Source organism: Trichocoleus sp. Lan (genome assembly GCF_039961855.1).
GTDB lineage: Bacteria > Cyanobacteriota > Cyanobacteriia > Cyanobacteriales > FACHB-T130 > FACHB-T130.
Map to the genome: position 1 here is coordinate 73141 of NZ_JAMPKA010000016.1, position 14658 is coordinate 87798.

The window sequence follows — 14658 nt, forward strand, 5'->3', positions numbered from 1 at the left end:
TGAATGGCACTGACTTAAGAGCCATGAAATAAATTTCCGGCTTCACCGCTCAAACCTATTTCAATCCGTTGAAATCCATATCCAGTTAGCTTTAGCTAACTTTAGCGATTAGCCCAAAATTTATTTCAGGCGGAGCGGGTATGCAATTGATTGGTGAAACGACGGAATTGCTCATGCGTCCCGACTACCCATTGCTAGTCTGCGTCTGATGAACTTCGCGCACAGCGGCAACAATGCCTGGATAAGCACCGCAGCGACAGAGATTGCCGCTCATACACTCCCGAATTCCCTCATCGGATGTCGGGCAACCTTCTGCCAATAGACCCACCGCAGACACGATCTGACCGGGCGTACAATATCCACACTGAAAGCCGTCATGCTTAATGAAAGCCGCCTGCATGGGATGCAGTTCATCGCCACGAGCTAAACCTTCAATCGTTGTAATTTCCGCGCCCTCCTGCATCACCGCCAAGGTCAGGCACGAGTTGATGCGCCGTCCATCAACCAACACAGTACACGCACCGCATTGTCCGCGATCGCAACCCTTCTTGGTGCCTGTCAGACCGATGCGTTCGCGCAGTGCATCCAGTAGCGTCACGCGCGGTTCTATTCGCAAAGTGTGCGATTTACCATTGATTCGCAGCGTCACGTCAATACGACCAGGCTCCTGGGTTTTCGCGACTGCGGTGGAAGTCTTAGGGCTTGTTTGCATAAAAATATTTTTTGTAAGGTTTGCATTCGCGATGCGGGATGCAATCGCGTCCTTAGCAACGACCAAGGTACTTGCGATCGTTAGCATACCGAACCGTCGCCGTGTTATCCTCAGCCTCATTTTTGCGGTGTCAAAATAGGTCTAATAACAAAGATAGTGCGTTTTACATTTCTCGGCATGAGAACTGAAGTTTAATGAGGCGCAAGGAAAGCAATTTTTTTGCTGATAGCTTTAATTTCGTTAAAACGGGCTAAAAATCAGAAATATTAAGGTTTTTAGTCTATTTCAATAGACCTGATTTATTCACCCAGAATTTGAATTCTGGGCAGGTTATCGGGTTGGTGCAAGATTGCAAGATATTGGTGCAAGATATCAGTTGAACTCAACTTTGTGAAACAGGCACCCAAAAATCAGATGATTGTAACTGAAACACCGCGCTTAATTCTCCGACATCTCACATGGGATGATGTAGACGACTTGGCAGCCATTTTTGCCGATCCAGTCGTGATGAAGTTCTTCCCCAACACGCGAACATCTGAAGAAACTAAGCTCAACATCGAGTGGATATTTAGCTGCTACGAGAAATACGGTTTCGGTTTGTGGGCGACCATTCACAAGGCTGACAACCAGTTTATTGGTCGGTGTGGATTAATACCGCAGCGAGTGGATGGGCAAGAAGAAGTCGAGATTGGTTATATGCTGGCTAAGGAATACTGGGGAAAGGGTTTGGCAACCGAAGCGGCTAGTGCAATTCGGGATTATGGTTTTGAGCTGGGTTATAACCGCCTCATTTCCTTAATCCATCCGGGAAACATCGCGTCTCAGAATGTCGCAATGAAAGTCGGCTTAACTTACGAAAAAGACACAATTATTCAGGAAAAGACTGTTCGCGTTTATGCAATAAAAAGACCCAATCTTCCGTAGAATTAACTACAGCAGTTTTATTGGCTGAGCAACAGCGAGAGAGAAAAGAGAGGGTCACAAATGCGGATTTTATTTGTGTGTACGGGCAATACCTGTCGTAGCCCGATGGCAGAAGCGCTATTCCGCCAAAAAGCGCAAGGAATGGAAGTCGAGGTGCGGTCGGCAGGCGTCGTGGCGTTTGAGGGAGATTCTGCATCCCCGCAGACCCAGCGCGTCCTGAAGGAGTATGGTATCGATTACTACCATGAAGCGAAGCGGCTGGATCGCCAGCTCTTCGATTGGGCGGATTTGGTGCTGACAATGACGGGCGGACAAAAGAAAGCGATCGCTGATGCATTCTCTGCTGCTGCCGACAAAGTATATACCTTGAAAAAATACGTTGGCTATCACGAGCAAGCTGAAATTGCCGATCCCTATGGTGGCGACTTGGCAACTTATCGACAGTGCGCTGGAGAAATTGAGCAAAAGTTGGATCTGTTGTTAGCGAAGCTAGCGGCTACGCGCTGACCAGAATCAGCTGATTTTTAATCGCAACGAAGGCTTTTATAACCGGATGTCTATTAATCGGTCAGGGTTAAGCGGAAGGTTACTTGATCGTAGAGACAAGGGTTTATCGCGTCTAGAACAAACTATCAAAATTGTCTTGAGAGTCTATTTAGACGCGAAAGAACGATGAGGATTACTCAGTTTTGACGCAGTTGAGCATCCGCAGAGTGGCGGCGGCAGCATAGTTGCGGCGAGTCGGAGAGTTGGGTTCAAACTTGCTACCGACTTCATTAACTGGGGAGGCGACGTTGCAATAAGAAGACATTTGGCTAATCAGCGAGGCAGCCCAGTGTTTTTCGGTGTCTGAGAAGGTTTTCGCTAAGTTTTTAGTCGCTAATTCTGGGCTAAGGCCACGCATATTTTTGCCAAATTCAGCAGCACGTCGCAGCACTGCCATCAATTCAGCTCTCGTGACGGGTTGAGTGGGTTTAAAGGTGCCGTCTTGGTAGCCACTGACAATGTTGTTATCCCGCGCCCATTTAATTTTAGCGGCACTCCAGCGCGAAGCATCGACATCAGGATAGGGTCGGGATGCCGCTTGAGTCGGGATCGTGACATTGGCTCCGGGTAGCTTGGTTAAAGATTCCAACACCATAGACACGAGCTGCTCTCTGGTTAAGGCGACTTGAGGGCGGAAGGTGTTGTCTTCTTTAAAGCCTGCGACGAACCCCAGCGCAACGGCTTGTTCAATTTCTTTCGCGTAGACATCTGAGGCGATATCTCCGAAGGTGGAACTTCCGGGAGGCGTTGCGATATCGCCAGGGTCGATTCCCGGCGCGGCTTGGTCGCTGGCAAGATAGACGTGACCGAGGGTTTTACCGTTGTAGGTTCTTTTGGCGAACCGCCACGCCGGATCGAGATTGATTTTCATAAAACCATCGCTGAGTCCGTTGGTTCTGCCAATTTCAATGGTTGGGACAGTGCGATCGCTAAAGTTGGTGCCGACAAGGACGAGTTCGCCGTCGCGCTTTACTAAGTTGAAGCTGTACTTCAGCCCCAAATCCGTCCCCGCCATACGCATAGAATAGCCGTTGCTATCGGTACTGCGTCCGCAAATGCCGGTGAAGTCAAAGTTGAGTAGCAGCGGATCGACTGCTGTTGGGCGATCGCCACTTTCACTCCAACACGCCCGTTTATCGGATATCTGTTCCAGAATCAGCAGTTGATGACTATTCGTGCCGTATGGGGCAGCTACGGCGATAAATTTACCTTGTTCAACTTCTTTTTGAGTAAAAACGGCGGCTGGGCTGGGGTTGACGGCACTGAGGGTGGAGAGGACGACGGTGGCTAGGGCGGCAATTGACCGTCCAAATAGACGCTTGGAGGAGGTTGACGGCAAAGACATGGTGAGGAGGTTATGGAGCTGGGTAGATTTATTTTCTTTAGTTATGTGATAATATTACTCACCCAAAAGTTCCCCCGTCATAGCGCCTAAATTCATGGGAGCAAAGCCCTAGATGCCTTGTACTTCCGGTGCGGCTGAAACTTGGTAGACCAAGGATGCCTGGAGTTGAGAGTAAGGTTCGAGGGTAAAATTCCAGGTGTAAAAGCCGTTTTCATCTGCCTGGATGCCGTCGGTAGTTTTATCGGAGATTACCTCAACTTTCACTTGCTCTAGCTCAGAAACCGGCACCCGCTCAGTGGTTGCGATCGCTCTTTGTTCTTCGCCAATATTGGAAAGGAACAATGTTGTTGTAGTTGTGACACTGTTCCATTTAGTCAAGTGATCCTGTTTTCTTTTTTGGGTTTGGGTGCGCTGCACGCGCATTGCATTATCCGCTCCCCATCCCAAAGCAAATTTCTCTCCAGGCGCGATAAATAGAACTGAGGTACGACCGACAAAGCCAGAAGTCCGCACTAAATCCACTGGCCCAGCTAGAATCGGGAATTTAGAAGTGTTTGTCTGTTCGCTCTTGAGGATGACTTGACAGGATAATTCTGGCATCAAGACATACTCTACAGAGGCGGGAGAGTCGAAGGAGTAGATGGAAACGCGGTAAGGGCGACCATCTGAGGGAATCGTTGCTTTTGTCTGGCTGCGTAGGTTGCGAACTTCGCCGCCGTCATCAACACCGGGTAAATCAACTGTGGCGGGGGTGGTGTCGGTTCCGAGTCCGGCTGTCTGAACTTGTTGATCTCTCGCTTGAATGATTATCTGCTGAGATTTTTCTTGAACATTTAAAGGGTCATCTGTCAGCAGGGGTGGTTCAGTTCCCAAGGATGCGCGGGCGGTAGAAAAGACTAAATCTACGTCTTTCCAATCTTCTCCCGTGCGTTGCCAGACACAGCCATCGAAGCGGAAAGAGAGCGTCGGTTTTTCGTCGAGGAGAAGGCGTGCTTGGTGCCAAGGTCGCCACATGGCACCGGGAACCACATAGTCGAAAGCGATCGCATACTCTCCCGCTTGGGGAATCATTAAGTCGGCTTCGATGTTGGCAACATAGACCATATCGGGACGCGATAAGGCTTCTGCTTTGGCAATTAAGTCGTGAATTTGCTGGTGTAGTTGTTCTTGAGTGTGATAGCTGCTTAAGATTTCCGATCGGAAATCTCGCAATTGTTTAAATAAAGTAGAAATTTGCTCTCGCCAGGATTTAGGGTCAATTTGTCCCCAAATCGCATCCACGGGGAGTTCCTGCAAACCTTTAGCAAGGATGGTGTTTACTCGCTCGAAGCACGATTCGAGGTGCTGGCGGTCTTCGCTGATATTGTTGAAGGAGTTAAGTAGCGATCGCAGTTCTGCTTGTAGAGACGCGAAATTTTGCATCTCTTCATTGGTTAGTCGATCTGTTTCCTTAACCAACATCTGGCGGCGAACGCGAACATCGTCAATTCGTGCCTCTGGATATTCTTCACAAAACTCTGCCCGAAGAGATTTATCTGAAAGAACTGGGGCAACTTTCTGGACTTGGATTCTCCACAGTCCTTGGGTTAAATTAATTTTGCCAATTCGTCGCACCTGTGCCCTATCTTCTAAGAGTGTTACTACACAAACAGGTGCATCGAGCGTTAATTCTTGAATGACTTCTGGCGACTTTTGAATTGCTTGCATAATTTACCACTTCCTCATATCAAATTCATTTAAATCGTCATTGTTTGGAACCTCACCCCTATCCCCTCTCCGTTAACGGAGAGGGGAACCGGAGCCGCAGGCGATCGCGGGAAGAGTTTCTGAGGGAATGCTAAAGCAAATGCTGAATAATCAACCGGATTTGATGACATCATTTGGAACCTCACCCCTACCCCCTCTCCGTTGACGGAGAGGGAAACCGGAGCCATCGGCGATGGCGGGGAGAGGTTGTTTGCAAATGCTGAATAATCAACCGGATTTAATATCATTTAGCTTTTGCCTTTAAGTATAAAGATTAGAATATTTACGCGGTAAATTTTCAACTATCAAGCTAATTGCTGTTGGTGCATCATTAACGATTGCAATAATCTGTTGATAATTACTAGGAGCCAATACTTCATACTGCCCCTTTCCGGTGGGTACAGCAGCAGGGCAATCATACCAAAAAGGAGGTTCCGTATATCTGCTGAAACCTAAACAATAATGACTGGTATACGGATAAAGTTGACTCAGCACTGAGTGTTTTCTAGCAGTTTGAATAAGATGAACTAAATCGTACACAGAACGGTGAGACTCAACCATGCGGATTCGGATGATAGGGGGCATTTGATTGTTTTCCCAAGTTTGCTCTGTGTATTGCCACCGCTGCTCGTGTTTTTGCAAAATTTCTTGCCACCGCTGTTCGAGTTCTTGCCATTTATTTTCAACATACTCATTCGTTGATATTTTTGTGGAAATAGGATTGGTTGATGCTTGAGAAGGCTTGCTGCTAGCACTAACGCTCAGTAGCAAGAGGCTGCAAACGGTGGCTGAGCCATACACAATAAACTCCCGCCGATTGTATTTTTCCACGGTACAACTTACTCTCTTTAGGCTATATATTTAGTAAGCCCAAATCTTCAATTAAAATTACGACTCCCGCCGATTTCCCCCAATCAATTCACTGTCCACAAAAGTTTTAATGATGTAATCAACTGATAAGGTAATTTTCTCTTTTGCGGGGACTTCGACTTGCCAGCGATAGCCGCCTTTGATGGGTGAGTTACGTTCTTGTTGTTCGTATTTTTCCCAAGGTGGCGAGACGCGATCGCAATGGATATCTACTTTGGCTCCTTCTTGGGGAATGGGGAGTCTTTCTCGTACTTCAATCTTGGCAATTCTTGGTAGATAGTTGTTAATATCGATTTTAATTTTGTGGCGCAGTTCGTTGAAGGAGACGATGGTTTCGCCAGAACGAACTTCTTCATAAACGGTGTTTCGAGCAACTTTGATGGCTTGTTCCACTCCTAGCCCTAATTCCATCTGTGCTTTTGGTGGAACTGTGGCAATATTTGTAGATAAGATGTACTCGCCATCGACGTAGACATCCGCAGGGCCAGCGAGTAGCGGTGCTTGTAGGGGGTTGCGGAGTTGGGCAATTCTGAAGACGTTAGTATCTTCGCGGGGAACGACGATGTAGCGCAAATCTACGTCTGTACTGTTGCTAGTTAGGGCGACAGAGTGAAATTGCCCGTCTGAGGGGACATCAATTCGTCCATCAGCGCTATAGGCATAGTCGAAGGAACCTGCAACGTCTCGCACATGGATACCACCGGGAGGAAGCATCATCCAGAGGCATTTTTGGGCGTTATCAAAAGCCTGTTGCACGACCTGCATGACATTAAACGTAACCGTAACTTTCTGACGTTGAAGGATTTCTAAATATATTTCCTGCTGTTGTTCTATCGACAATTTACCCCGCTTTGCTCGGTCATCTGCTGCGCCCATTCGCATGAGACCGTATGCCAGTAAATCGGTTACAGAATTCTCATCTGTAGTATCCTCCAGGTTCTGCCTCCTTCGACGCTGGAGAAATTCTGGTGCTGCTGGTGGGGCAGCTGCCGCCCGTTTCAGTGCTTTGTGAGCCGCTAGTCGGTCTCCTAGGGAAGGGGATTCTACTTGCGGTGCCAGTGATTCCTCTATATAGTCTGCACAAGGCGCTGCTGCTGGCATAGCCATCCCATAACTAGCGTACATTTCAGAGCGATCCTGCGCCGTCAGATCGGGTAAGGGTGGAACTGAAGGAGCGTTGTCTAAGAAATTCGCGATCGCGCTTTGTGACGACACAGCGGCTAAAGCTGTCGGTCTCTGGCTATCGTAGTCCTCAAAAAGAATCTCTGCACCGATTGGGGTATGACGCCAGCCTGATTTTCTCATCGCTGGTTGCACTCGTCCTAGCCGCAGCGAGGGCAATTCCGGTAGCGCACACCAACCCATCGGTTCGGCTGTAGAAAGTTCCAATCTTACCGCTGACCAATCTTCACCTGTGCGCTGACAAATCAACGCCCTGACGGCAATGCTGGCACTAGATTCCGCACTATTTAGGCGGCAAACATAGGTCGGTGTCCAACGCGCACCGGGGACGAAATATTCGATAACTAAGCGTGAAAAACCTAATTCCCCCTTTTCTACAAGGGAAGGAGGGGAATTTTGCCCTTCTCCTGGTAGAAGAGAGGTAGGGGGAGTAAACTCTTCGTAACTCAAACGGACAATTACCGTCTTGCGAAGCTCATTAGGTCTAGCATTTCTGGCGGTGGAAGCGATCGCCTGCTTTTGTTGCAAATCGGCAAGATATTCCTGAGCTAGACGCAATTTTTCCAAATTTTCCCGCTTTTCCTGGATTCGGGCGCGGATTTGTTCGTCGCTGAAGTTTGCCAAGGCAAGTCTAGCGTTCATTGGCGAAGGCGGCGGTGCTGTCCCAGGTTGAGCGTTGGGGCGATCGGGTACTTTTAGATTACTGAGGACGCCAATTTCTTTTTCGATGAGGGCGATCGCGTCCTGAATGCGTTGTACCTCAGCCGTCGCTGCACGCAGTTCCTCCTCCGGGGGTGGGTTCTGTGTCTCTTGCGGCGGGGGAACGGCTAAACCAATGCGAACATCTGAGGCAATCGGGGACGGGTTTTGCGTCTCTACAGATTCAACCCTCACTCGGACACTGCTATCATCTAGCGCCAGAGGCAATCCCGGTATCTCAACGTGTTCTGGCAGTTCCCCAACGTTCAGATGTAACTCAGCAATCCGAGTCACGGTGGCACCGGCAGCGTAGACTTTAACTGCGTCAATCCGAGAAGCCAGTTCTTGCATTGCCATGATGTTTGCGCTGAGTTACTGCCTATAGATCCAGTAAGGCACAGGGGAAGAAGCGATCGCAAGTAACTCTATGAAAAATTTAAAAATAAAAGATAGACTTTAAATTTTTTAATTTTGCAGTTTTAACTTTCCGCTGTTGCCAAAGGGAAGGTAAACCAGAAAGTAGAGCCGCGATTCGGGCGACTTGTCACTCCAATTTCTCCGCCGTGAGCGGTAATAATTTGCCGACAGAGATACAATTTTAACCCGATGTTAGTCGAGCAGCGAGCTTGAGGATCGCGGACAAAGAGATTGAATAAGCGATCGCACTCAAGCTGACTCATTCCTCTACCATTATCCTCTATGGTAAAGCGAATCATCTGCTTATCAACTTTAGCTTTTAGAGTCAATTTCAATCCAGGTGGATTTTGTTTTAAAGCATAGGTGAATAGGTTTTCAAAAACCCGCTGACTCTGATACGGATCGACCATGACTAACGGTAAATTTGCCGCCATCATATTTTTGATAGTTGCTTGATTTTCCGCCAGCATGGGTTGCAAGTCTCGGAGAATCGCCGGAACCAATGTATTTAATTGAACTAACTCTCGCTGAAGAACAATCCCTCTATTTTCGTTAGTATTGGTTTCGATTAATGACTGAATCATGCTCAGTTGGCGTTCGTTGCCTTGGATCATTCGCTCTACAAGAGAGCGAGAAATGGTCACTTTTTCTTCTGGCGATCCGAGCAGATTATTTAACACCATGATAGTGCCCTGAACCGAGGTGCGGAGATCGTGAGAAACTGTATGTAAAACAACGTCTTTAATCCGGTTCAGCTCTTGCAGTTCTTGCATTTTCTGCTGTAGCTGAGCGGTACGTTCTTCTACTTGGCGTTCTAGATTAGCATTTAGCGTTTGTACTTGTTGGAAGAGAGAAGATTGCTGAATTGCGATCGCTACCTGTACTCCCAGTTGATCGAGCAAGTCAATTTCATACTGCTGCCACTCCCGTGGTGCAGAGCATTGATTGGCAATTAAGATGCCATAAAGTTTGTCTCCTAGCATAATTGGGACACCGATGCCAGCTTTGACTTGATATCGATTGTGGTATTCAGCGATAAATGCAGATTTTTCTACTTTTGTTGTATCGTTGACAACTCGGATGCGATCGAGTTCAAATATTTGTTGAACTTCTTTGTAAGCAACGTTCTCCGTAACCCAACCTAAAATTGACGGAAAATTAGGATCTACTGACTCTGCAACGGTTGTACCTTGCCCCTTTTCATCAAAGTAACTAATAAACACGCGATCCGCGTGCAAAAACTGCCTAACTTCTTCAACTGTGGTGTTGAGAATTTCATTCAAATCGAGCGATCGCCTAATCCGCAAGGCAATCTCGTAGAGCAAGCGATCGCGTTCTGCGGTGGCGCGAGCCAAAGCTTCAGCAGCTTTGCTCTCAGTAATATCGCTCCTTACAGAAACTAAGCATGATTCGCCATTAATGTTGACAATTTCTGCTGAAAATAAATAGATTCCCACCTCGCCAGACTTCTTGCGAAACTCAAATTCCTGGTTGTGAATCGCTCCCTGTTCCCGCAACATCTGTTGCATCCTAATGCGATCTTCTGGATTCACCCAGGCATTGATTTCAAGTGAGGTACAACCAATAACTTCTTCTTTTTTATAATTACTAAGGCGGAGATAGCTATCATTGACATCAATATAACGCCCCTCATTGAAGGTTGTAATACTCATAGCATCAGGGCTATAACGAAACGCTATAGAAAACTTTTCTTCCGAAAGCAAGAGTGCCTCTTCGCGAGTCTTGCGCTCGGTAATATCTATCAGTAAACCATTCCAATAAATGTCATTATTTCCTTGCAAAATAGGTCGAGCCGCAGTTTGCATCCACTTGAGGTTGCCCGATTTGGTAATCACACTACCTTCCCATATCCAAGGTTGAAGATTCGCTGCCGAAATAACTAATGATTGTTCATAAGCTTCCCGATCGTCTGGATGGATCAGGTTCCATAACAGCGGTGGGTCTGTATAAGCTGAATAAGATGCTAATTCTAAGAATTCTTGGCAACCGGAATGGGTAAATAGTAACCAGCGAGAATCATCACAATTGAGAAGCTGAAAAATAATTCCCAGCTTATTTGCTGCCACTTTTTCAAGTGTTGAGTCACTTTGTGCCAAATAAATTTCTGCGGGTAAAAGATTTTCCCAGGAATGGGTGACAGTTGGGAACTGAAAATCTGAATCGACTTGTGTTTGAGTTTGGCTGACTATTTCTTCAACACTTTCTCCCTCTAAATTCAGGAGCAGCTTTAACTGTTCAAAAGCTGCTTCATCTCGACAGCAAGCCCGTAAAGCTTGTAAATAATTTAAATCAGAAACCATGTCCTTCCTAGATATGGGATGACACTGAAAAACTGATTGATGAGCAGCACGTGATTGAGTTCTCTGAGCCAAGAATTTCTTTTTCAACATTGCACTCACCCTTCATTTTCAGTATTATTCAGTCTTATTCCAAGTTACAATAAGCACTGGCGATCGCCTTCGTGCAGGTGACTCACCCGATTGGGTGATTTTTAGCGATCGGGCATTAGTCAGTGGTAACGCAATAATGACGATGAACTAACCAGCTTTTTCTGCCTCTGGTGAGGTTGCTAAAGGTAATGTGAACCAGAAAGTTGCTCCAGTTCTGGGGGCGCTAATGGCACCAATTTGTCCCCCATGAGCGGTGATGATTTGCCGACAAAGATATAACCCTAGACCGATGCCAGCAGAACGGGCGCGGTTTCCTCGAACATAACGATCGAAAAGACGATCGCACGCTTCTGGAGTCATCCCGATCCCGTTATCAGCAACGGTGCAATGAATCATCTCTTCTTCTATGGTGGCTTCCAAGGTGATGCGAAGTCCGGGTGGGTTATGGTTCAGAGCATTAGTCAGCAGATTTTCAAAAACTCGTCTTAGCTGCAATGGATCGGCTGTCACGCCCGGTAAATCGTCGGGAACTCGATTTATCAGCGACGCTTGATGTTTTGATAGCAGCGGTTCTAAGTCTTCTGCGATCGCTTGAATCAACGTACTCAATTCTACAAACTCATATTGGAGGACAACGCCGCGAACTTCGCTGGAATGCGCTTCGAGGAGAGAGTTGATTAAACCCAGTTGGCGATCGCTACTCTGGATCATCCGCTCTAAAATTGAGCGAGGAATGGGAATCGTGTCTCCTGGCTTATTCAACAAGTTATTCACTACCAAGGACATTCCCATAATCGGCGTGCGAAGATCGTGAGAAACTGCATGAAGAAACTCATCTTTGAGTTCGTTCAGCTCTTTGAGTTCCTCCATTTTTTGAATAAGTTGGGCAGTGCGCGTCTCAACTTGACGTTCCAAACTAGCATTGAGATCCTGTACTTGTTGATAGAGTTTTGCTTGCTGAATGGCGATCGTCACTTGAGTTGACAGCGATGAAAGCAAATCAATTTCCAATTGTTTCCAGTCACGCGGGGTTGTACATTGATCGACCATCAGGATTCCCCACGGCTCGTCGTTCAGAAGAATCGGTACAGCCAGATAAGCTTTGATGTGATAATTGGAAAAATCTTGAGAAATGGCTGAAGAAAGCTCTATTTGAGAAGTATCTTTGACAACGTGGATAGTTTTATTCTCAAACATCGCTCTGATTTGTTGCATATGTTCTTCATCTGTGGGACTCCATCCCAAAACAGGTCGCCAAGGGGGAGCGACCGATTCCGCAACCACCTCAAAATTGCTATAAATACGACTGATAAAAACCCGATCTGCTAACAGAAAATTTCGGACTTCTATCACAGTAGTATCTAGAATTTGCTGAATATCGAGTGATTGTCGAATCCGGAGTGCCATCGCGCCCGACAAGCGATCGCGCTCCGCCGAGAGTAACAGCGCCTCTTCTGCACGCTGGCGCTCGGTAATATCAATTCCTAACCCAAAGAAAAAGTCAAGTTCCCCATTTTCTTTCGCAACCGACTTTCCGTGCCATTCTACTAGCAGTTTTTCGCCTTGTTTGGTAAGCACGTAGTTGTGCCTTTGAGGCAGTTGCTGTAGTTGGATGACATGCTCAAAGACTTCAGAAACGATTGCGCGATCGCTTTGGGGAATAAACGTTGAAAGATAATCAGTTCCTAAAACCTCCTCAAAGGTATAACCAAGAGCGTGAAGCATTGCGTCATTCATCATTCTGACGGTGCCATCCGGATTGATAGCCACAAAAAAAGCTGGAGAAGTTTGGACAATGGTAGTGTTAAAATCTCTTTCTTGACGTAGTTTCTCCTCTGCTTGCTTCCAATCGGTAATGTCTTGCGTCATCACCATTGCCGCAAAAATTTCTCCGCCCTCATTTTTGACGGGAAGTGCGTGCAAAAGATAGATCCTGGAAGCAGCGCGATCGCTATCAGACGAATTATTGTAAGGAACTTCAATAACAGTGGCTTTTCCTGCCAGCGCTGCCCGATAAGTCGGCTCTAACAATTCACAAGTTTCACGAGGTAATGTCTCCCAAAGCATCTTTCCTTCTAACAACTCTTTAGAAAGACCAATCGCAGCTAATCCTGCACCTTCAGCAATCGTGTAACGGAGGTCTTGATCGAATAAGAAAACTGCGCCGTTCGGAAAGTTTCTTGCAAGCGTGCGATATAATTCCTCACTTCGCGTCAGAGCCTCTTCCGCTCGTTTTCGCTCGGTGATATCTATCCCAATACTGATAATGTAATTAACTGAGCTATCGGCATCGACGAGAACCGTATTCGACCAAGCAATCGGTCTTCGGCTTCCATCTTTCGTTACCCAGTAGTTTTCATAAGTCTTAGGAAATTCCCCTGATTGAAGAGCTTTAAAGATAGTTTTGACGGGTTCCAATTCTTCCGTAATTATAAATAAATCCCAGAAATACTTGTCCTTGACTTCTTCAAATGAATATTGAGTTGTTTTCTCGCAAGCTCGATTAAAACGGATAATTCGTCCTTGGCAATCGAGAACTACCACTAAAGCACCAGCCGTATCAAGGATGGCAGAAACAAAATTTCGCTCCTTCCTCAAATCTTTAATGAGTCCCCGCAATTGAGACGTCATTTCATTAAAAGTGGTCGCTAATACCCCCAATTCATTGCCTTGTCTAACTGTGACTTCCGTATCTAGATTTCCCCCACTAATTTGGGCTGCTGCTTTTGTTAAACGCTGCAAAGGTAATACAATTTGCCGGGAGAAGAACCAACCCAGCTCAATCGCCACTAGCATCGCCACGCTCAATGCTATCCCCATCACCAAAAGCATTTTTCGCACCGGAGCGTAGGCTTCAACGGTGGGTAGTTCTACCACCACCTTCCAGCGCCCAGTACGGATGGTAGAAATGGCTCCCACTACCTCAACACCTCGCAAACCTTGATAAGTAGTCAGCCGTTTTGCACCATTTAATTTAGTTAATTTTTGGATGAATGGGTAGTCTGAGAGGTCTTTCAGATTAAAATTTTCAGGAGATTTTCCTTTCTCAGCAATTAAATAATTGCGATTATCGATCGCATAAGCATAACCCATCTTCCCTACTTTGGTGTGAGAGAGAACATTCCAGAGAAACTTTAAATTGATCCAAGCCATTAAAACGCCATTAATTTCATCCTGTTGATTGCGAATGGGCACAGCTAAGATGACCGTCTGCAAGTGAGTCTTAGGGTCAATTCTAACGGGGCTGACAAAATCTTCCTGTTGTCTAAAAGCTTGTAAAAATGATGTAGAAGCTTCTTCTTGATAGAAAATTGCTTTACCATAAGGCGAAGAGGAAGAAACAATATTACCCTTATTATTAAAAATTGCCACTGTTTCATAAGCACTATTGTGGCGGGTTAACGCTTCCAGAAATCTATCTTGAATCTCAGGCGAAAGATCGGTCAATCCTTGCACTCTCGCTAAATAGCTTAGTTTCCGCTGCAAGTCATCCAAGTAAGCATTGATTTCCCCAGCAGCCGCATGACTACGCTCTTGTTGGGCAATTTCTACTTGTTGCAATTGAGCTTGAAAGCTTAGATAGATTAAAATTCCCGAAGTGAGCAATAGTGTTGAAACGACTAGCAAGACCAGGCCGTATCTCAGCTGATTTGCAATTGAAGAAAGCCAAGATAAAGGTAAATTTATACCTGTATTAGCTTGATGCGAAGCACTGTTGCGATTTCTTTTGTTCATCGTGCCTCCTAGCTCAGAAAGTTGCACCCGCTGATTCGCAATTGTTTAAAACCCTTAGAGAAGCGATGTAA

10 protein-coding genes are annotated in these 14658 nt (G+C 46.3%); 2 read left to right on the forward strand and 8 right to left on the reverse strand.

Going from position 1 to position 14658, the window contains the following annotated elements:
- Positions 1–184 precede the first annotated feature (184 nt).
- Positions 185–712 carry a 2Fe-2S iron-sulfur cluster-binding protein gene (locus NDA03_RS15585; RefSeq protein ID WP_199299435.1) on the reverse strand — a complete coding sequence of 176 codons (528 nt, stop codon included), beginning with the start codon at positions 710–712 and terminating at the stop codon, positions 185–187.
- A gap of 414 nt (positions 713–1126) precedes the next feature.
- Here NDA03_RS15585 and NDA03_RS15590 point away from each other — a divergent pair, with 414 nt between their 5' ends.
- Together NDA03_RS15590 and NDA03_RS15595 are read left to right on the forward strand one after the other, a co-directional pair.
- Positions 1127–1636 carry a GNAT family N-acetyltransferase gene (locus NDA03_RS15590; RefSeq protein ID WP_190432610.1) on the forward strand — a complete coding sequence of 170 codons (510 nt, stop codon included), beginning with the start codon at positions 1127–1129 and terminating at the stop codon, positions 1634–1636.
- Positions 1637–1696: 60 nt separating this feature from the next.
- Positions 1697–2143 carry a low molecular weight protein arginine phosphatase gene (locus NDA03_RS15595; protein WP_190986361.1) on the forward strand — a complete coding sequence of 149 codons (447 nt, stop codon included), beginning with the start codon at positions 1697–1699 and terminating at the stop codon, positions 2141–2143.
- A gap of 172 nt (positions 2144–2315) precedes the next feature.
- Here NDA03_RS15595 and NDA03_RS15600 read toward each other — a convergent pair whose 3' ends face one another.
- The 7 genes from NDA03_RS15600 to NDA03_RS15630 all read right to left on the reverse strand — a co-directional run bounded on the left by NDA03_RS15600 (position 2316) and on the right by NDA03_RS15630 (position 14587).
- Positions 2316–3527, reverse strand: a complete 1212-nt coding sequence (locus NDA03_RS15600; protein WP_348238527.1) for a DUF3747 domain-containing protein — start codon at positions 3525–3527, stop codon at positions 2316–2318.
- A 108-nt stretch (positions 3528–3635) separates the two neighbouring features.
- On the reverse strand, positions 3636–5234 hold the full coding sequence (locus NDA03_RS15605; protein WP_348238528.1) for a mucoidy inhibitor MuiA family protein: 1599 nt from the start codon (positions 5232–5234) through the stop codon (positions 3636–3638).
- A gap of 29 nt (positions 5235–5263) precedes the next feature.
- Positions 5264–5521 carry a hypothetical protein gene (locus NDA03_RS15610; protein WP_190411584.1) on the reverse strand — a complete coding sequence of 86 codons (258 nt, stop codon included), beginning with the start codon at positions 5519–5521 and terminating at the stop codon, positions 5264–5266.
- 13 nt (positions 5522–5534) lie between these two features.
- Positions 5535–6104 carry a DUF6193 family natural product biosynthesis protein gene (locus NDA03_RS15615; protein WP_190524081.1) on the reverse strand — a complete coding sequence of 190 codons (570 nt, stop codon included), beginning with the start codon at positions 6102–6104 and terminating at the stop codon, positions 5535–5537.
- A 57-nt stretch (positions 6105–6161) separates the two neighbouring features.
- Positions 6162–8381, reverse strand: a complete 2220-nt coding sequence (locus NDA03_RS15620) for a DUF4139 domain-containing protein (RefSeq protein WP_348238529.1) — start codon at positions 8379–8381, stop codon at positions 6162–6164.
- Between the two features lie 122 nt (positions 8382–8503).
- Positions 8504–10762, reverse strand: a complete 2259-nt coding sequence (locus tag NDA03_RS15625) for a PAS domain S-box protein (protein ID WP_348238530.1) — start codon at positions 10760–10762, stop codon at positions 8504–8506.
- 237 nt (positions 10763–10999) lie between these two features.
- Positions 11000–14587, reverse strand: a complete 3588-nt coding sequence (locus NDA03_RS15630; protein ID WP_348238531.1) for a PAS domain S-box protein — start codon at positions 14585–14587, stop codon at positions 11000–11002.
- Between the last annotated feature and the right edge of the window lie 71 nt (positions 14588–14658).